At 61.2% G+C, this 19514-nt stretch carries 17 protein-coding genes; 6 read left to right on the forward strand and 11 right to left on the reverse strand.

All coding sequences use genetic code 11. The annotated features are described in order from the left end of the window. Positions 1 to 168 precede the first annotated feature (168 nt). From WEB61_RS04870 to lexA, 4 genes are all read left to right on the forward strand, one after another. Positions 169 to 681 (forward strand): GNAT family N-acetyltransferase, encoded by a 513-nt coding sequence (locus WEB61_RS04870; protein WP_368063205.1) that lies wholly within the window; start codon positions 169 to 171, stop codon positions 679 to 681. A 3-nt stretch (positions 682 to 684) separates the two neighbouring features. After that, positions 685 to 1170, forward strand: coding sequence for a cyclic pyranopterin monophosphate synthase MoaC (gene moaC, locus WEB61_RS04875; RefSeq protein ID WP_368063206.1), 486 nt, complete (start codon positions 685 to 687; stop codon positions 1168 to 1170). Positions 1171 to 1172: 2 nt separating this feature from the next. Next, entirely contained in the window at positions 1173 to 2384 is a 1212-nt protein-coding gene (gene glp, locus WEB61_RS04880) for a gephyrin-like molybdotransferase Glp (RefSeq protein WP_368063207.1), read from the forward strand. Positions 2385 to 2504: 120 nt separating this feature from the next. Next, positions 2505 to 3218 carry a transcriptional repressor LexA gene (gene lexA / locus WEB61_RS04885; protein WP_368063208.1) on the forward strand — a complete coding sequence of 238 codons (714 nt, stop codon included), beginning with the start codon at positions 2505 to 2507 and terminating at the stop codon, positions 3216 to 3218. On the opposite strand, the gene WEB61_RS04890 is transcribed toward lexA, so the two are convergent. Then, complete coding sequence (locus WEB61_RS04890) at positions 3212 to 5227, reverse strand: ComEC/Rec2 family competence protein (protein WP_368063209.1); 2016 nt, start codon at positions 5225 to 5227, stop codon at positions 3212 to 3214. The two genes, lexA and WEB61_RS04890, sit on opposite strands and share 7 nt — an antisense overlap. A 413-nt stretch (positions 5228 to 5640) precedes the next feature. Here WEB61_RS04890 and gltX point away from each other — a divergent pair, with 413 nt between their 5' ends. Together gltX and gltA are read left to right on the forward strand one after the other, a co-directional pair. Continuing rightward, positions 5641 to 7053, forward strand: coding sequence for a glutamate--tRNA ligase (gene gltX, locus WEB61_RS04895; RefSeq protein ID WP_368063210.1), 1413 nt, complete (start codon positions 5641 to 5643; stop codon positions 7051 to 7053). 114 nt (positions 7054 to 7167) lie between these two features. After that, the gene (gltA, locus tag WEB61_RS04900) at positions 7168 to 8484 is read left to right on the forward strand and encodes a citrate synthase (protein WP_368063211.1); all 1317 of its coding nucleotides are present in this window, start codon (positions 7168 to 7170) and stop codon (positions 8482 to 8484) included. Positions 8485 to 8534: 50 nt separating this feature from the next. Here gltA and lpxB read toward each other — a convergent pair whose 3' ends face one another. The 10 genes from lpxB to WEB61_RS04950 all read right to left on the reverse strand — a co-directional run bounded on the left by lpxB (position 8535) and on the right by WEB61_RS04950 (position 19510). Beyond that, positions 8535 to 9713 carry a lipid-A-disaccharide synthase gene (gene lpxB / locus WEB61_RS04905; protein WP_368063212.1) on the reverse strand — a complete coding sequence of 393 codons (1179 nt, stop codon included), beginning with the start codon at positions 9711 to 9713 and terminating at the stop codon, positions 8535 to 8537. After that, positions 9710 to 10579 (reverse strand): LpxI family protein, encoded by an 870-nt coding sequence (locus WEB61_RS04910; protein ID WP_368063213.1) that lies wholly within the window; start codon positions 10577 to 10579, stop codon positions 9710 to 9712. Before WEB61_RS04910 ends, lpxB begins: the two co-directional genes overlap by 4 nt. A 26-nt stretch (positions 10580 to 10605) precedes the next feature. Next, complete coding sequence (lpxA, locus tag WEB61_RS04915) at positions 10606 to 11406, reverse strand: acyl-ACP--UDP-N-acetylglucosamine O-acyltransferase (protein ID WP_368063214.1); 801 nt, start codon at positions 11404 to 11406, stop codon at positions 10606 to 10608. Continuing rightward, positions 11403 to 11879, reverse strand: coding sequence for a 3-hydroxyacyl-ACP dehydratase FabZ (gene fabZ / locus WEB61_RS04920; RefSeq protein WP_368063215.1), 477 nt, complete (start codon positions 11877 to 11879; stop codon positions 11403 to 11405). The genes lpxA and fabZ overlap by 4 nt, the downstream gene beginning before the upstream one ends. 52 nt (positions 11880 to 11931) lie before the next feature. Continuing rightward, positions 11932 to 12993, reverse strand: coding sequence for a UDP-3-O-(3-hydroxymyristoyl)glucosamine N-acyltransferase (lpxD, locus tag WEB61_RS04925; RefSeq protein ID WP_368063216.1), 1062 nt, complete (start codon positions 12991 to 12993; stop codon positions 11932 to 11934). Between the two features lie 48 nt (positions 12994 to 13041). Further along, entirely contained in the window at positions 13042 to 13644 is a 603-nt protein-coding gene (locus WEB61_RS04930; RefSeq protein WP_368063234.1) for an OmpH family outer membrane protein, read from the reverse strand. Between the two features lie 52 nt (positions 13645 to 13696). After that, positions 13697 to 16039: an outer membrane protein assembly factor BamA gene (bamA, locus tag WEB61_RS04935; RefSeq protein WP_368063217.1), complete on the reverse strand. Its 2343-nt coding sequence runs from the start codon at positions 16037 to 16039 to the stop codon at positions 13697 to 13699. Positions 16040 to 16128: 89 nt separating this feature from the next. Next, positions 16129 to 17295: an RIP metalloprotease RseP gene (gene rseP / locus WEB61_RS04940; protein ID WP_368063235.1), complete on the reverse strand. Its 1167-nt coding sequence runs from the start codon at positions 17293 to 17295 to the stop codon at positions 16129 to 16131. Positions 17296 to 17432: 137 nt separating this feature from the next. Beyond that, positions 17433 to 18653 carry a 1-deoxy-D-xylulose-5-phosphate reductoisomerase gene (locus WEB61_RS04945; protein WP_368063218.1) on the reverse strand — a complete coding sequence of 407 codons (1221 nt, stop codon included), beginning with the start codon at positions 18651 to 18653 and terminating at the stop codon, positions 17433 to 17435. Continuing rightward, the gene (locus tag WEB61_RS04950) at positions 18644 to 19510 is read right to left on the reverse strand and encodes a phosphatidate cytidylyltransferase (RefSeq protein ID WP_368063219.1); all 867 of its coding nucleotides are present in this window, start codon (positions 19508 to 19510) and stop codon (positions 18644 to 18646) included. The genes WEB61_RS04945 and WEB61_RS04950 overlap by 10 nt, the downstream gene beginning before the upstream one ends. Positions 19511 to 19514 lie beyond the last annotated feature (4 nt).

Consider the following 19514-nt stretch of genomic DNA (forward strand, 5'->3'; position numbering starts at 1 on the left):
TATCCCCGCCTCCGGACGCCGCTTTCACGACCCCCAAAATCCATTTGTGACAGTTCGATGACAGAGGGGGGGTCTGCTGCCGATTCCGCTGTCTCCGCGCTGTCACTTATCACCGGTGCGCTGGTCCCGTGTCACACTGCCATGCTCCCTGGAATCCGGAACGACTTCATGACCTACACCATCAGACAGGCGGTCGCCGCCGACCTTCCCCTTCTCGCCGATATCGAGCGCGCCGCCGGTGCCCTCTTCGCCGATGCCAATATCGGTGAAGTCGATGTCGACGACGTCGCCGAACTGCGCCTCATCGAATCCGTTGCCCGCGCGGGCGGCGTTTTCGTCGCGGTAAAAGACGACGCACCGGTCGGCTTCATTCTCGCCGCGCCGCTCGATATTCATATCCACATCTACGAATTGTCCGTACACCCCGCTCACGGGCGACAGGGCCTCGGCCGTCGTCTCGTCGATGCCGTGTGCGACGACGCGTCGGCGCGCGGGTTCAAGGCCGTCACGCTTTCGACTTTCCGCGATGTGCCGTGGAACGCGCCCTTCTATGCCAGTTGCGGCTTCCGCATTCTCGATCCTGCCGAGTGGACGCCGGCCTTCTATCTCGCGCATTATCACGAAGCCGATATGGGATTGCCGCTTGAGCGGCGCTGCTTCATGCGCAAGGAGTTGAAATAGACGATGGCGAAGAAAGCAAAGCTCACGCATCTCGATGCAAAAGGCGCGGCGCGCATGGTGGACGTTTCGAGCAAACCCGAAACGTCGCGCAGCGCAACCGCCAAAGGCCGCGTTGCGATGAAACCCGCAACGCTGAAGCTCATTCTCGACGACGGATTGAAGAAAGGAAATGCGCTCGAAGTCGCGCGACTCGCCGGCATTATGGCCGCCAAGAAAACGTCCGATCTCATTCCGCTCTGCCATCCGCTGGCGATCGCGAAGGTCGAAGTCGATCTTCTTCCCGACGCCAAAAACAGTTGCGTCAATGTCGAGGCGACGGTGAAAGTAACAGGACAAACCGGCGTCGAGATGGAAGCGCTCACCGCCGTCAGCGTCGCCTGCCTGACGCTCTACGACATGGCGAAGGCGGTCGACAAGGCGATGACCATCGGCGATATCCGCCTCACCGCCAAGTCGGGCGGCAAGTCGGGCGACTACAAGGCGAAATAGCGATGACACAACAACCTCTCCTGCCGGTCGAGGAAGCGCGGGCGCGGATTCTGATGGGCCTGCCGACAACCGGTATCGAGTCCGTTTCCTTGCGCGACGCGCTCGGCCGCGTGCTCGCCGAGGAAGCGATCGCGCGGCGCACGCAACCGCCCGCCGACATCTCCGCGATGGATGGCTACGCCGTGCGCGCGGCGGATGTCGCCGAGGTACCGGCGCGCCTTCGCGTTATCGGCGAGGCCGCCGCCGGCGGCTTTCACGACGGTAAACTTGGCGTCGGCGAAGCGGTCCGTATCTTCACCGGCGCACCGCTGCCGCGCGGTGCCGACAGCATCATCATTCAGGAAGACACCGCGCGCGATGGCGACATCGTCATCGTCAACGAAGCGGCGCGGCAGGGGCAGCACGTGCGCGTCACCGGTCTCGATTTCCGCACGGGCGATGCCGGCCTTCCCGCCGGGCGCAAGCTCTCGCCCGCCGACATCGCGCTTGCCGCCGCAATGAACCTGCCGGTCCTCGCCGTTCACCGCCGCCCCGTCATCGCTTTCTTCTCGACGGGCGACGAACTGGTGGCGCCGGGGACCGAGCCCGGGCCCAACCAGATCGTCTCCTCCAACAATGACGGTCTCGGCGCGCTGATCGCCGAAGCGGGCGGCGTGCCGCTCGACCTTGGAATCGCGTCCGACAACGAAGGCGAGATCCGCGCCGCGGCGGCGCGCGCGGGCGACGCCGATATGCTGGTGACGCTGGGCGGCGCTTCCGTCGGCGAACACGATCTCATCCAGCGCGCGCTCGCGCCCGCCGGCCTCGACATCGATTTCTGGAAGGTCGCGATGCGCCCCGGCAAACCGCTGATGTTCGGCAAGCTCGGCGCGCTGCCGATGCTCGGCCTTCCCGGCAACCCGGTCTCGGCATTCGTCTGTGCGACGATCTTCCTCCGTCCCGCCATCGCCCGCTTGCAGGGCGGCGACAGCGCGCTTCACACGACGCAGGCGCGGCTCGGCAGCGCGCTGCCCGCCAACCGGGCCCGCGAAGACTATGTCCGCGCCGCGCTCGATCACATCGTGGACGAGCTTCCGATTGCGACGCCTTACGAACCGCAGGACAGCTCGATGCTTTCCATCCTCTCCCGCGCCGGCTGCCTGGTGATCCGCCCCGTTGGGGCCCGTACCGCTCAAGCCGGTGAAACCGTTACGGTTTTGCCGCTTCGGGCCTGACTTATCCACAATTGCGCTTGACAGGCTTGTGAGAACCAAACTAGAACGTTTGCAGTCGTTTTTGTTTTGTTCCCGAGACGCCATGGGGCGTCTTGAGCGCAAAGGGAGAGACCGAAGCCGATGCTGACACGCAAGCAACACGAGCTGCTGATGTTCATCCATGAGCGAATCAAGGAGAGCGGCGTCTCACCCAGTTTCGACGAAATGAAAGAAGCGCTCGACCTGCGATCCAAGTCCGGCATTCACCGTCTCATCACGGCGCTCGAGGAACGCGGCTTCATTCGCCGTCTCGCCCATCGGGCCCGCGCGCTCGAAATTCTCAAGCTTCCCGAATCGGCATCGCCGAGTCTCGCGACGGTGCGCGGCAGAGGATTCTCGCCCAGCGTCATCGAAGGCGGCGGCCGCTCCAAGGCGACGAGCCGCGACCTTGCACCGGTGCGCCATGCGGAAGAGACGATGACGCTGTCGGTAATGGGTCGCATCGCCGCAGGCACGCCGATCGAGGCGCTGCAGGAAGAAAGCCACCAGGTCAGCGTCCCGCTCAATCTGCTCGGCACCGGCGAACATTACGCGCTGGAGGTCAAGGGCGACTCGATGATCGAGGCCGGCATTCTCGATGGCGATACGGTGTTGATCCAGCGTTGCGATACGGCGGCGAGCGGCGACATCGTGGTCGCACTGGTCGATGGCTATGAAGCAACGCTGAAGCGGCTGAGGCGCAAGGGCGCGTCGATTGCGCTGGAAGCCGCCAACCCCGCCTATGAAACGCGCATCTTCGGACCCGACCGAGTCAAGGTGCAAGGCAAGCTTGTCGGCTTGCTGCGCCGCTACTGATTCTCGGTTCTCCGCTGACGCTGTACCCATGGCCGATTGCCGCGCATTTGCCGCGACGTCGCAATGTCGGTGCGACCGTCCGCGTTGAATGTCAGCGTCGTCGCGCCCCCGCGCCAAAGATCGAAGTAGTCCACGACAAGTTCCGCGCCGCATGAACGCCGTGCCCGCCAGGGCAACGGCACCTTGACGATGACGATGTCAGCCACGGTACAATCCTCCATCGCCGCACCGAGCGTTGCCGCGAAGGCGACCACCGGGCGGCCGACTTCGCGATAGACACAGCCCCCGGCGTCGCAGTTCATGTAAGGAGACGTGGCCGCTTCCCGTGGCGGGCGGCCATCGCCATCGTGCCGGAGCCATTGTTCGGCGGTGTAGGCCGGCCGCGCCGCGCCGAGCACCAGTTGGCCGTCGGCCGTGCGGACGGCGAACAGCGCGGCATCGCGGTCGATCAAAACGTCGGGCTTCGGCGCGGCGCCCCATAGCGCGAAGCCAAGCAGCATCGGCACGACGCCCAGATAGCGCCAGCTTTCGCGCCACAGCGCCAGCCAGAGGCCACCGAAGACCAGCAACAGCAGCGCATAGAGCGGCGCGTCGGCAATCAGACTGTCGGCCCCGTCCCAGCTTGCAACCTCATGCGCAACACGGAGCATGCCGTCGACACCGGCGCCCATGACCCAGAGCGCCGGCGCATCGAGACCGAATGGCATCAACAGCAACGCAAGCAGCGCCATCGGCATCACGACAAGGCCGACCAGCGGCATCGCAGCCATGTTGCCGGCAAGGCCGTAGACGGCGATGCGGTTGAAGTGAAAGGCGCCGATGGCGCCGGTTGCCGCGCCGGCGACGATGCTGGTGAAGGCGAGACCGAGCGCATAGGCGCCGATGCGACGCGGCAGGTTTTCAAATCCGATGCGGTTCGGGCTCGATGTCAGGCCACGCACCCGATCGCTTTCATAAAAAGCAATCAGTGCAACGACGGCCGCGAACGACATCTGAAAACTGGCGCCGAGCAAACTTTCGGGTCGCCAGAGCAGAATGACGATCGCGGCGAGCGCCACATTGCGCAGGCTGAGTGCCGGCCGATCGAGCATGATGGCGACGAACATCAGCGTGATCATGATCCAGGCGCGCTGCGTGGCGATGGCAGCGCCCGAGATCGCCAGGTAGAACGTCGCGCCGATAAGCGCGACAGCCGCCGCCCATTTCTTGATCGGGTAGTACAGCGCCAGCCGGGGCACCAGCGCGAGACCCGCGCGCACCAGCCAGAAGACCGAACCGCCAAAAAGCATCATGTGAAGGCCCGAGATCGCGAGCACATGGGCGAGGCCCGCCGCCCGGAGGTCGGCGGCGACGTTTTTCGGGATTGCAGCGCGCTCGCCTGTCACCAGGGCCGCCGAGACCGCACCTGCCGGGCCGCCGATCACCTCTCGAATGCGCGCGCCGATGCGGCCACGAAATTCGGCCAACGCGGCCGCCGCGCCCTCCGGCGCTTCGACCTGCACTGGAGCCGTATAGGCAAAGCCAACGCCACCCAGACTTTCGAACCAGACTTGTCGCGCATAGTCGAAGCCGCCCGGCAACACCGGTTCGGGCGGCGGCATCAGCCGCGCGCGCAGGCTGACCGTGGCGCCCGGCGCGAGCACCGCATCTTTCAGCCGAAGGTTGACGCGCACCTGCCTCGGCAGCCTGTCCGGCGGCATTCCGGCAAAGGCCCGAGGAGCGAGGACGGCAACGAGGCCGCCCGTCTCCGTCTGCTGGACGGAAACGACCCGGCCCGTCAGCAGGCCCGCCTGTGCCTTCTCGAGCACGGGGCCAGCGACCAGATGGGTGCGCAGCGAGGCGGAGGCGAAGCCCAAGGCGGCGCAGAGAAGGGCTGCCGCCAGTGGCGCCAGGGCTGCCCGTTGGCGGAGCGGGATGTAGCCAAGCGCCAGTAGGGCTGGAGCGGCCAAGGCCGCGGCCAGAGACGGCTCGAACGCGACGGCGAAATAAGCCGCAACCCCCATCGCCATCAAAACCGGCGCCCACAGAAAGAGCCGGTCACCGTCAGCGACCATACAGGCCCGCAGCCACAAGACCAGCGTACCCGGAGCGCCAGCAAATGCGAGGGCGCGCCACCGGGACCAGGTCCTGCCACCACCTTGCGCAGAAAGCATCAAACCGCCCTCCGTGGGTAGAAAGCCAGACGAAGGACTGCCTTAAAAGAGCGGTCCAAGATACCGAGGACAAACGCTTTTCCCGCCCCTTCCGGAGCAAGGCTCCGGAGCACGTTTCGGGCTTACGCTGCGTCGCCGCAATGTGCTAGAAATCCCCCTGCCCCGCAGCGGACCCTCAAGGCCTCGCGCCCCAGTTTCCGGGTCGAAGCTTGCCAACATTTGCCCGAGTTGCCTAGCCGCGCGGCTGCGGAGCCGGATCGCAGGAGATGATGAGCGAAAAGAAGAAAGTCATTACCCGCTTTGCGCCTTCGCCCACCGGCTATCTGCATATCGGGGGGGCACGCACCGCTTTGTTCAACTGGCTCTTTGCGCGACACCATCAGGGCCAGTTCCTCTTGCGGATCGAGGATACCGACCGGCAGCGCTCGACCGAGCCGGCTGTGGCCGCCATTTTCGAGGGTCTGCGCTGGCTTGGCCTCGACTGGGATGGCGAGGTCGTGCACCAGTTTTCACGTCAGACCCGGCATGTCGAGGTCGCCAATGAATTGCTGACGCAGGGCAAGGCCTACCGCTGTTATGCCAGCCCCGAGGAGCTCGACGAAATGCGTGAGCGGGCCCGCGCCGAAGGGCGGCCTATCCGCTATGACGGGCGCTGGCGCGATCGAGATCCGTCCGAAGCCCCAGAGGGCGTCAAGCCCGTCATTCGGTTCCGCTCTCCCAACGGAGGCGAAACAGTGGTGCGTGATCACGTCATGGGCGACGTCCGTTTCCCGAACGATCAACTCGACGACCTCATCATTGTTCGAAGCGACGGAACGCCGACCTACAATCTTTCCGTCGTGGTCGATGACCACGACATGGGCATCACCCATATCGTTCGCGGCGACGACCATCTAACCAATGCCGGACGACAGAGCCAGATTTACGCCGCACTTGGCTGGCCTGTGCCCGAATTCGCTCATGTGCCGCTGATCCACGGACCCGACGGCTCGAAGCTCTCGAAGCGCCACGGGGCGCTCGGCGCCGAGGCCTATCGCGATATGGGCTATCTGCCCGAGGCGATGCGGAATTACCTCGTGCGGCTTGGCTGGAGCCATGGCGACGACGAGATATTCTCGACCGCGCAGGCAATCGAGTGGTTCGATCTCGACAGCATCGGCCGTTCGCCGGCACGGTTCGACTTCGCGAAGCTCGAAAATCTGAACGGCCATTATATCCGCGAGGCTGACGACGTCCGACTTGCCGACGAGACAATCGCGCTGATGGAACGCCTTGAGGGCTGGATAAGCAATGCCGCGTTCCGCGACAAGCTGATCGCCGCGATGCCAGGGCTGAAAGAGCGCGCAAAGACATTGCTGGAAATCGGGCATGGCGCCGCCTTTCTTCGCGCGCAGCGGCCCATTGCCCTCGACGACAAGGCCTCCCAGCTTCTCAACGGCGAAGCACGGGCGTTGTTGAAGCGGCTACTCGACCGGCTGGAAGTGCGCAATGCCTGGGTGGCCGACGAAATCGAAGCGACCGTGCGTGGCTTCGCGGAAGACGAAAATCTCAAGCTCGGCAAGGTAGCGCAGCCTCTGCGCGCGGCCGTGACCGGGAGCTCGGTTTCGCCGCCGATTTTCGATGTGCTGGCAACGCTCGGACGCGACGAAGCGCTCGGCCGAATCAAGGATCAAGCTGCCTGACCCCCCGATCACGCGATGGGATGACGGCACAAACATATGGTATTCAACACACGGTCCGGACCGCCAGCGACGAGAAGGCGGACCGGACGGACAGACAGGGACAGGCAGGCAAGCATGACAAAATTCGGAACCAGAGCCGGCGCGATTTCAAACGCGACCCTTTCGGTGGACGGCAAGTCCTACGAACTTCCTGTCTATGGCGGGTCTTTGGGTCCGAGCGTCGTCGACATTTCGACGCTCTACGGCAAGAGCGGCCACTTTACCTACGATCCGGGTTTCACCTCCACGGCAAGCTGCGAATCCGACATCACCTATATCGATGGTGAGGAAGGTATCCTGCTGTATCGCGGCTATCCGATCGACCAGCTCGCGGACCACGGGAACTTTATCGAGACCTGCTATCTGTTGCTCAACGGCGAACTCCCGAACGCCGGGCAATACAAGGAATTCGAACGCGCCATCACCATGCACACCATGGTGCATGAGCAGATGAACTTCTTCCTGCGCGGTTTCCGCCGCGACGCCCATCCCATGGCAATCATGTGCGGCATGGTCGGTGCGCTGTCGGCTTTTTATCACGACTCGACCGACATCAACGATCCGCTGCAACGGATGATCGCCAGCCGCCGTCTGATCGCCAAGATGCCGACGATTGCAGCCATGGCCTACAAGTACTCGGCCGGCCAGCCGATCGTCTATCCACGCAATGACCTCGATTATGCCGAGAACTTCCTGCATATGTGTTTTTCGGTGCCGGCCGAGCCCTACAAGGTCGATCCGATCCTTGCGCGCGCGATGGACCGCATCTTCATTCTCCACGCCGACCACGAACAGAATGCATCGACCTCGACGGTACGCCTTGCCGGCTCGTCGGGCGCCAACCCGTTTGCCTGCATCGCGGCCGGCATTGCCTGTCTGTGGGGACCGGCACATGGCGGCGCCAACGAGGCCGCGCTCAACATGCTGCAGGAAATCGGGACGGTCGATCGCATCCCCGAGTACATAAAGAAGGCGAAAGACAAGGACGATCCGTTCCGCCTGATGGGCTTCGGTCACCGCGTCTACAAGAATTACGATCCCCGCGCACGTGTTATGCAACAGACCTGCCATGAGGTTTTGAAGGTGCTCGGGATCAACGACGATCCGATGCTTGACGTCGCGCTGGAGCTCGAGCGGATCGCTCTCAATGACGAATATTTCGTCGAAAAGAAGCTTTATCCGAATATCGATTTCTACTCGGGCATCACGCTGAAGGCGATGGGCTTCCCGACCACAATGTTCACCGTTCTTTTCGCTCTGGCGCGCACCGTCGGCTGGGTCGCGCAATGGAACGAGATGATCGAGGATCCGGGCCAGCGCATCGGACGCCCGCGCCAGCTCTATACCGGCGCACCGCAACGGAACTATGTCGAGGCCGGAAAGCGCAAGTAGTGCTTCCGCTGCACGAAAATCGAGGGCGCCTCCAGTGAGGCGCCCTTTTTTCAGGATGGTGACTGTTCGAGAATTTCCAGGACGGCACGCGCCGCGCGACGGCTCGGCGCCTCCCCGCCGACACCTGTTCGGTCCCTCAGTTCGTCGAAATCGGCCAAAGCGCGGGCACGCTCCGGCGTGTCACGCAGCAGCGGCAGCAACCCGTCGGCCAGCGCGTCGGCCGTACAACGGAACTGCAGATACTCCTGAACGGACGGACGGTCGAGAATGAGATTGACCAGTACCACTGACGGTATCTTCAGGATATTGAGCGCGAACCATCCGACGATAGCCTCCGCGCGATAGGCGATCACCATCGGAACCCGCGCAAGGCCGAGTTCCAGCGAAATGGTTCCGGATGCGGCGAGTGCGGCAGTGGCGGCGTCGAAGGCCGAGCGCTTTTCCATCTCGTCTTCAACAATCTGGACCGCAACCGGCCAGTCGGCGACGGCAGCCTCCACACGCGCACGCACGTGAGGCACAACCGGCAGGACAACATGCAAACCCGGCATATCTGACGCGAGACGCCGCACCGTATCGCCAAAAATACCAATCAGGTGCTTGACCTCATTAAGGCGGCTGCCCGGCAGAACCAGCAATAACGGCGCATCGGCGGGTATGCCCCGCGCGGCGCGGAATCGCGCGCCCGTGCCGGGCTCCGGCAGACGATCAATCGCCGGATGCCCGACATAGACACAGTCGACGCCAACGGTCCGGAGAAAGGCCGGCTCGAAGGGCAACAAGGCCAGGACGCGTCGGATGTATTTCTTCATTGCCCGGGCGCGGCCCCGCCGCCACGCCCATACGCTGGGAAGCACATAGTCGACGATCGGAAGCGATGGCGCACGACGCGCCACACGCCTTGCCACCATATGGGTGAACTCCGGGCTGTCGATGACGATCAGGACATCCGGCTTTTCGGTGACGGCATGGTTTACCGTCTGGCGGACGCGTTTGAGGATGAGCGGCAGGCGCGGAATGATTTCGCGCGGTCCCATCACCGAAATATCGGTCATCGGAAAGATCGAAGCGATTCCTTCCGCTTGCATGCGCGGGCCACCGACACCCGAGAAGCGAACGCGGCCGTTTGTCATGTTCCGCAGCGCGGCCATCAACTCGCCGCCCAGCGCGTCGCCGGAGGGCTCACCGGCTACCAGCATGACGTGTAGCGGGTCGCCCTCGGCATTCATCGGCGCGCCTCCGCAATTCGATCCAGCCCGAGGCCTACTACAAAGAGCCCGTGCGCATTTGCGGCCGAAGCAACGGCTTCTCCGTCGACGATGAGCGTGCCCCCCGCTTCGACCGCGATGCCCGCAAGGCCGGCGGCGGCGGCATTCTCGACCGTTTTCACGCCGATTGTCGGCATATCGACACGACGTTCCTGACCCGGTTTTGTCAATTTAACCAGCACGCCCTCCAGCGCGCCGGGCCGTCCGCGCACGGCCGGATCCATCGCCGCCACACGTCTCAACATGGCATCGGTTCCCGCGTCGTCTTCCCGTGCGAGCACAGCGCCGCGGCAGGCGACAGCGCCCTGCCCGATATCAAGCGCGCCGATATCCAACGCCGCCCGAATTGCGACATCGATATCGACGGCATGCTTCTCCTCGGGCACGGCTCTCGTCAACACGGCTTCGGGAGCAAGCAGGCTCTCGGCCACCTCATGCGCGCCGATGACCTTTAGCCCGTGGTCCTTTTCGAGATAGTCAGCAATACCGCGCAGCAAACCGTCGTCGCCCTGCGCCAGCCAACGCACAAGGCGCGGCAAAAGTCTGACGCCGGCGAAATCAAGGCCAATCTTCGACAGATCGGGGCGATTGATTCCGCCAATCAGAACGATGTCCTGGCAGCCGTTTTCCTTCAACAGCCGAAGGAACTCGCCATGCGCGCCGATGCGGACATGGGCATGAGGAAAGCGCTCGATACCTTTGCTGACCTCATCGTCGATTGCGACAATGAAAATATCGCGTCCCGCCGCAATCGCGGCTTCCGCGAGCGCAACCGGCAATGGCCCGCGTCCCGCTACAATACCCAGCTTCCGGGGCTTGTCAGTCATGACGTTGACGCATGGGGTTCACCCCCTCAGGCCGCTCGGTCATGTCGGGGCATGCAGATCGACCGATCCGATTCCGCCCGGATGAAGTCGACGATTTCCATCACTTCGGGTTCATCGCCAAAGCGATCGGCCACACGCACCAATCTCTCTCGCAAAGTCCCGTCCTCGGCGAAGAGAACACCATAAGCCTCACGCATGGCATGTATCCGGTCACGCGAGAAACCCCGCCGTTTTAAACCAATGAGATTGAGACCCATCAGAACGGCGCGATTGCCGACGACAAGACCGTAAGGAATGACATCGTTTTCAACAGCGCTCATGCCACCGATAAATGCATGCTTGCCGACCCGTCCGAACTGATGCAGCGCGGCGCCCCCACCAAAAATGACGTAGTCGCCGATCTTGCAGTGGCCGGCGAGCATCACATTGTTCGAGAAAACTACATGATCGCCAATGATCGAATCGTGCCCGACATGCGAACCAGCCAGAAATGCGCAATTGTTTCCGATACTCGTGATCATGCCACCGCCTTCGGTGCCCGGGTTCATGGTGACGTGTTCGCGAATAAGATTGTTCGCGCCGATTTCGAGCCGACTCGGTTCTCCCTTGTATTTGAGATCCTGCGGCGCGTGACCTATGGAAGCGAAGGGGTATATTTGTGTGTGCGCGCCGATGCTCGTTCGCCCCTCGACAACAACATGCGAGTGCAGCACGACACCTTCACTCAACGCTACATCCGGGCCGACGACGCAATAAGGCCCAACCTTCACATCCGGTGCAAGCTGCGCCTTCGCGTCGATGGTGGCCGTGGAATGAACTTCTGTCATTTCTCCGCCCGACTGGCAATCATTGCACCGAGATCGCACTCAGCGACGAGCTGACCGTTGACGCGACCCTCGCCGTGATACTTCCAGACTGTGCCACGACTCTGCAATTTTGTTACGTGGATGTGCAGCACGTCGCCAGGCACGACGGGCTTGCGGAACCGGGCACGGTCGACCGTCATAAAGTAAACAAGCTGGTTGGTACCTGACGTACCAAGATGGTTGACGACGAGCGCCCCCGCAGTTTGCGCCATCGCCTCGACAATCAGCACGCCCGGCATTACCGGATAACCCGGGAAATGACCCTGGAAGAAAGGCTCGTTGTTGGTGACATTCTTGATTCCGATTGCCGACTCGTCGCCCTTCATCTCGATGATGCTGTCGATCATCAACATCGGATAGCGATGCGGAAGAAGTTCCAGTACTCTCTGGATATCGGCGCTGCCGAGGTTCTCCGCCGCTTTTGTTTCGCTCATGCCCTTCGTCCTTCCAAGCCCCGCATCGGATATCCGCTTTTCCGCTGCGAACTTATTTTTCGTCGCTTTTGGTCGGCTTCGGGCGCCTCCCAAGCTTTCGCAATTCGACGACTTCACGGCGCCACTCGGCCATTGGCTTGGCCGGGACACCTCCATATTGTTGCCCTGCGGGAACGTCATGCACAACCGCGCCGCGCGCCGCGATCTGCGCACCTGTGTGGATCGTCAGATGCCCGGTAACGCCGACCTGCGCCGCGAGCACAACGAAATCTTCCAGTTTTGCGCTGCCGGCGAGACCGGTTTGCGCGGCGATAATGCAATGGCGGCCAATCTCGACATTGTGACCGATCTGCACAAGATTATCGATCTTGCTCCCTTCCCCAATCACGGTATCAGGACCCGCGCCGCGATCGACCGTCGAGTTGGCGCCGATCTCAACATCGTCCTGGATGATGACGCGTCCGAGCTGAGGCACCTTTTCATGACGCGGGAGCCCCATTGCGAAGCCGAAACCGTCCTGGCCGATACAAACTCCAGGGTGCAAGAGAACACGGTCACCGATATGTGAATGGCTGATCGTAACGTTGGGACCGACAAAGCAGTCTCTGCCGATCGTGCACCCCTTGCCGATACTGGCATTGGCACCGACGACAGTACCTTGACCGATCTCGACAAGCGCGCCGATCGTGACACCCGGTTCAACTGTAACGTTGGCGCCCAACTTCGCGGTCGGGTGGATCGCAGCACGAGGGTCAATACGGGCATACTCTCCGTACGTATCTCCACCCTTGATCGTCTCCGGATGAAACAATTGCGCCGCAAGCGCGTAGGCCTTGTAGGGCTGCGCGGACAGCAGCAACGCCATGCCCGAGGGCGCCCGGTCGGCAAAGCGGGGATGAACGATGCAGGCGCCAGCTGAGGTTGTCTCGAAGGCAGCCACATATTTTGGGTTGTCCAGAAAGCTCAGATCACTGGGACCGGCCGCATCGAGCGTCGCGACGCCATCGACTTGCCGCGTTTTATCTACCCCCGGCGCAAGCTCCGCCCCCACCCGCGCCGCGATGTCGCCGAGCGTGCAGGGACCGCAATTCGCGAAGAAGCGTTCATCCGCCATGGCCGTCGTGTGTCGGCGGCCGCATCCCCGGCGCGCCTCTCCGTCAAGTCAGTTGCCGTTCTTCTGCTGCGCCTGCAGATCAGCCGGAGAAACCGGCTTCACCTCGATTGTCGTCATCTTCTCATTGAGACGTTTCAAAACTTCCGCCGAAATATCGAGGTCGGAACCGCCAGCGACAATCACCGATTGATCGAAAAGAACGGTGCCGCCTTTTTCCTTCATTATTTCCGCAAAGATTGGCCGAAGCGCCACCTCCACTTTGGCATTGGCTTGCTGGACGCCTAGTTGAAGCGCCTGACTCTTCTCTTGCATCGATTGCTGATAGTCCACCACGCGCTTCTGCAAAGCCTGGATTTTTTTCTGGAAATCTTCCTGCGAAAGAAGCGCTCGCTCGTCGCTCAACTTTTTTTCATCAGCCTGAAGGGTGGCCTCGGTCTTCGCCCCTTCCGCTTGCAACTTTTTTGCCTGCTCCTGGAACTGGGTGCGGATACTCTGCCCCACTTTCGACTGAGCAAAAACCGCTTCCGTATCGATGATCAGTATGACCGCCGGACCTGCGGACAGAGCGGTGCTAGCAACGAAGGGTGCTCCGATCAGCGAAACGAGAGCGGCAGCCGCAAGAGTACGCGCAATAGTCGACTTCAACATCATCACGAAGCTTCCTCACTGTATTGGTGACAGGCTCGCCGGCCAGGCCGGCACCTCAGAACGACGTCCCCGCACTGAAACGGAACGCTTCCTTTTCGTCATAGGGTTCTTCAACAAGAACATTCGCGAAATCGAGGCGGATCGGCCCGAACGGCGATTGCCAGTAGACACTAAGACCAACCGACGCGCGCGGCGCGAAGTCGTCGACCACGCCCGGAAAGACGACGCCGTCAAAATCCGAATAACCTATGTAGCCGGCATCGACAAAAACCGATGTTTTGACGCCCAACGCCTCCGGCAGCCCATTGGGAAACGACAATTCCGATGTGCCGAAAATGAAAGCCTTGGCGCCAACAGCGTCCTTGTTTGGCGAGGCCAGATCGCGTGGACCGACACCGGCACGAGCAAAGCCGCGGATCGTGTTACCGCCTTTAAAGAAGTGATCGTTGAGCTCGACATCCTGACCGATGCCCTGGACATAGCCGCCATCAATGCGCCAGCTCGTAAGGAACCCATCAGCGACCTGATAATAGTATCGTGTCAGCACTTCCGTCGACACATAGCGAACCGTGCCGCCCAACCCGGCAAAATTCTGCGTGAACAAGAAGTCCCAACCAGCGGTCGGTTCAACGGGATCATCGCGGTTGTCGTAATAATAATCATATCCGACAATTGACCTATAGTTGCTGCCCTCTGACGCCTTGACCGCATTCGACGCTTGCGGGTGAACGTTGAAAATCTCATCGAAGCGAAACTGATAACGAGCCAGAAACCGGCTCTTTTCGGAAAGGGGAAATCCGAACCTGAATCCGAAGCCCTGCGAGCGGGAGTCGAAAGACGACTCGTTCTGGAAATTGGTTTCGCTGCCGAAGATATCTATACCGCCGACAAGATCGCGATCCAGGAAATAGGGATCAGTATAGTGGAACTCAATCAGCTGACGGCGCTTCGAGATCGACAATGATGTACTGAGCTGAAGGCCGCGGCCGAGAAAGTTGCGTTCGGAAAGCTGGATACCTGCGACCGCATTGTCGAGCGTGGAAAAGCCGGCGCTGAGCGACAGTGAGCCGGTCGACTGTTCCTGAACATCGACATTCAGGATTGTCTTGTCGGGCGCTGTGCCGGGATCCTGAGTTACCGTAACCCTGCTGAAAAATTGCAGAGCCCGGATATTCTTTTCCGATTTGTCGAGCAACACTTTGTTGAAGGCGTCTCCTTCCGACATTCGCATTTGTCGGCGCACAACCTTGTCCAGTGTGCGTGAATTGCCGGTAATATTGATGCGCTCGACATAGACTCGCGGACCTTCGGTGATCTGGAATGTCATATCGATCACGCGTTCGTCCTTGCGGCGGCTGACGCGCGGTCGGACTTCGGCAAAAGCATAGCCGCTTGTGCCGGCAGCGAATGTCAATGCGTCGATCGATTTGTCGATCAAACCGGCGTTATATATCTCGCCGCTCTTGGCCAACACCAGCGACTCGAGCTCGGCCTGATCGAGCTTGTCGAGCGTTGTCGTTACTGCGATGTCGCCGAATTCATAAACTTCGCCTTCGTCGACGGTGAAGGTAATATGGAAGGCGGCGTCGTCGCGGCTCAGGTCGGCAACCGCCGAAACGACTCGGAAGTCCGCATAGCCGCGCTGAAGATAGTGGCGACGCAACAGCTCACGATCATAAGTCAAACGATCGGGGTCATAAGTGTCCGATGACGACAGGAACTTCCACCATGCGGACTCGCCGGTGGATATTACTTCGCGCAATTTTCCGTCACTGAAGCGGGTGTTGCCGATGAAGTTGATCGACGCGATTTTTGTCTTCGGACCTTCCGTGATCTCGAAAACCAGGTCGACACGATTCTGCGGAAGCTGAATCACTTTCGGCTCGACCGTCGCGGAGAAACGGCCACTGCGACGATAGAGCTCGATCATTCGCGTGACGTCGGCCTGCACTTTAGCGCGCGTATAGACAATACGCGGTTGGAGTTGCACCTCTTTTTGCAGGTCTTCTTCCTTGAGAGCGCTGTTTCCTTCGAAGGCGACGCGATTGACAATCGGATTCTCAACGACCGTCACGATGACGCGGCTGCCTTCCTGGCGCATCGTAATGTCGGCAAAAAGACCGGTCCCGAAAAGTCGCTTGAGAGACGCGTCGGCAACCGCGGGATCGTAATGCATACCCGTGCGGAGAAGCATGTAGGAACGCACCGTTTCGGATTCGATGCGTTGATTTCCCTGAACAGCGATCTCGGTGATGACCGGTCCTGCGGGCGTCTCCTGCGCCCATGCCGCGCCAACAACAAGTGGCCCGCCGACGGCAAGCGCACAAGCAAAGACAAGCGCTATTGCAAGCCCGCCGGCATTCGCAATCCCGGTCACAAATCCGGCCAGTCGCCCCATCCTGTCCCCTGCCTGTCTTGATGCGTCGGTCGAAAGCCGACGGCACAGTCCATCCCGCGTTCGGCGTCAGCCGACGAAGCGCGAAACAATCAACTAAAAAGCCCCGTAAGGAACGAAAAGACCTGCAAGTGGACCAGATCGTTCCATGTCGCAAAAACCATCAGCATCATCACCAGCGCGAGGCCGATGCGAAACCCGTATTCCTGCGCTTGTTCGCCCAGCGGACGGCCGCGGATGGCCTCAACCGCATAGTACAGAAGATGGCCGCCATCAAGCAGCGGCACCGGAAAGAGATTGAGCAGACCGATGCTGACCGAGAGCACGGCGATCATGCTCAAGAGGGCCATAAATCCAATGGTCGCAACCTGACCGGAAACCTGGGCAATGCCCAGAACACCGCGCAACTGATCGGCGCTTTCGCGCCCAGTCACGATACCCCCGAGATAGCTCAGCGTCCTCTCGACGACAAACCAGGTTTCTTTTGTGCCGAGCCATAGCGCCCTGACGGGATCGCTACGAACAACTTCGATATTGCCCGCTCCGCCATGGCGCTGGATACCAAGCCGCGCAATTCGATGGACGTTCCCGAAATTGTCGACGACCTCCTGAATTTCCGGTGTCGCGCGTATCGCCACCTCAACACCACTGCGCTCAACACGAAAGTCGAGCTCAGAGGAACTCGTCGACACGATACGTTGCATCTCCTCGAAGCTGGCAACAGGGCTGCCATCTATCGAAACGACCTTATCGCCGACCTCAAATCCAGCCGCCGCAGCCGGACTTTCCGGCATAACATCGTCAATAATCGGCGTTGCAACCGTTCGCCCGACAAAGGTGAATACACTCGCGAAAATGACGATGGCGAGGATGAAGTTTGCAACCGGTCCGGCCGCGACAATCGCCGCGCGCTGCGGCAGCGGCTTGAAATGGAAGAGATGCTCACGCTCGCTGGCAGGAATTTGCGCGAGACGTTCACGATCGGGAACACTGGCGGCATTTTCGTCGCCAGCGAACTTCACGTAACCGCCGAGCGGAATCCAGCTCACCTTCCAACGCGTGCCGTGGCGATCGTTCCAGCCGACCACCTCGCGGCCGAATCCGATGGAGAAGGTGTCCACCTTCACGCCGCACCAGCGCGCCACCAGAAAGTGCCCCAACTCGTGAAAAAAGACCACGATCGTCAGCACGAACAGGAAAGGGATGAGATAGCTTCCGAGCACGCCTCCGAAGCCACCGACACCGGTCAGAAAATCCATCACGTTCAAGCTATTTTCCCACTACTCAAACCGGCCGCGCTGCCTGTCAGCCGACCGTGTCCCCCCGAGAACACACCTCCGCACCCCATTTCAGGGGAGCCAATGACCCAAGGCCACCTAACGGGCCACAGCCTACGTCAGCAGCCGCATCTTTGCACCATCTCCTCTGCCCGAATCCGCGCTATTCGGTCAAGTTCGTAAACATCGGCGAGCCCGGCCGGTGGCGCGCCGAGAGCTTCGGCATGTTCCAGTACCGTGTCCGTGATGGCCACAATATCGGGGAATCCTATACGTCCGGCCAGAAAGGCGGCAACGGTGACTTCATTTGCGGCGTTGAGCACGGTCGGTGCACCGCCGCCGATTCGCAGTGCCTCGCGCGCCAACGCTAGAGCCGGAAATCGTTTTAAATCAGGTGCTTCGAAGGTTAATTGACCAATTTGCGCGAGATCGAGGCGGGCCGACGGCGTACTCATTCGCCGGGGCCACGCCAGAGCGTGAGCGATCGGCGTCCGCATGTCGGGCATACCGAGCTGCGCGAGCACCGATCCATCGATATAGGCGACCATGCTGTGAACAATGGACTCCGGGTGAATGACGACGTCGAGGCGTTCCTCGCCCACCGGAAACAGATAATGGGCTTCGATCAACTCGAGGCCCTTGTTCATCAAAGTCGCTGAATCGACCGATATCTTGGCACCCATATCCCAGCGTGGATGGGCCACGGCCTGCGCTGGGGTGGCCCTGGCCATCTCTTCGAGGCTCCAGGTCCGGAACGGACCGCCGGATGCGGTCAGGACAATTTGCTCTACTGATTCAAGCCGGTTTGCGTCGAGCACCTGGAAGATCGCGTTGTGCTCAGAATCGACCGGCAACAACGTCGTGCCTGAGCGGCTCACTTCATCGAGGAAAAGAGGACCTGCCGAAACGAGGCATTCCTTGTTGGCGAGCGCGACGCAGGTGCCGCGCTTCACCGCCGCGAGGGTTGGCGCCAATCCAGCCGCACCGACGATCGCGGCCATTACCCAATCGGCGGGAAGCGCGGCCGCAGCCGCCACCGCTTCTGGACCCGCTGCGGTTTCTATGCCTGTTCCGCTCAGCCCGGCCTTCAGTTCAGCATAACAGGCAGGATCGGCCACTACTGCGAGATGCGGCCGATGTTCCCTAGCCTGCTCGATCAGCATTTTGACATTGCGATGCGCAGTCAACGCCACCAAATCGAAGCGCGACCGTTCCCGCCCGATCAGATCGAGGGTTGAACAACCGATAGACCCGGTCGATCCCAGGATGGTAACGGTCTTCACACCCTCGCTGTCCGCTTCAGCGGGACCGCCATGCACTGCCGCAGCAATCAAGGCCAAATCAAAACTCCCGCGCCCGGATGAGCAGCATTGTGCAGAAGCGCAAGCAGCGCCGCGCCGATCGCGACCGCAACAAGCCCGTCCACACGATCGAGAATACCGCCATGACCGGGGATCAGGGTACCGGAATCCTTGACCCCGGCACGGCGCTTGAGTGCCGACTCGAAGAAATCACCGGCTTGTTCGATCACCGTCATGCCTACTCCGATCAGCGCCAGCAGAACAGGCGATCCAAGGCCTATCCAGAGCGAAGTCCCCATGCCGACCATGGCGGCGCCCATCATGCCACCAATCAGCCCAGCCCAGGTTTTCTTGGGCGAGATACGCGGCGCGAGCTTCGGCCCGCCGATAAAGCGACCAGCGAAATAGGCACCTATGTCGATAGCCCAGACTGTGGCCAACAACCAGAGAATAGCGGCAAGCCCCAACTGGGGGTCATTACGGAGCCAGATCAGCGCAATGAGCGGCAGTACCAAATAGGGATAAGCAACGAGCGCCGGAAACAAGCTGCGACCATTCCAACTCCGGCCCGCCAGGGCGAATGCCAGTACAGCACCTCCTGCGGCTAATGCGGCACCCGGCAGACCGGCCGTTGCCAGAACGATCACGGCAAAGCCTGCCAGCATCAGGCCGGCAGCGTCGCGAAAGCCTACAGTTTGGGGGCCATGCGCGGCATAGAGAAGCCGGGTCAGTTCCCACGCCATAATCAGCGTTGCTGCGGCCAACAAAGCCGAAAAAAACCAGCTCCCGGCCCATGCCGCTCCCAACGCGACGGGCGCCAATACCACCGCCGACAAGACCCGCGTTTTCAGATCGGAACCCGCTTTGGTGATGGGGTGAACCGCATCTTCGACCATCTTC

Origin of the sequence: Parvibaculum sp. (assembly GCF_040882025.1) — a bacterium.
GTDB lineage: Bacteria > Pseudomonadota > Alphaproteobacteria > Parvibaculales > Parvibaculaceae > Parvibaculum.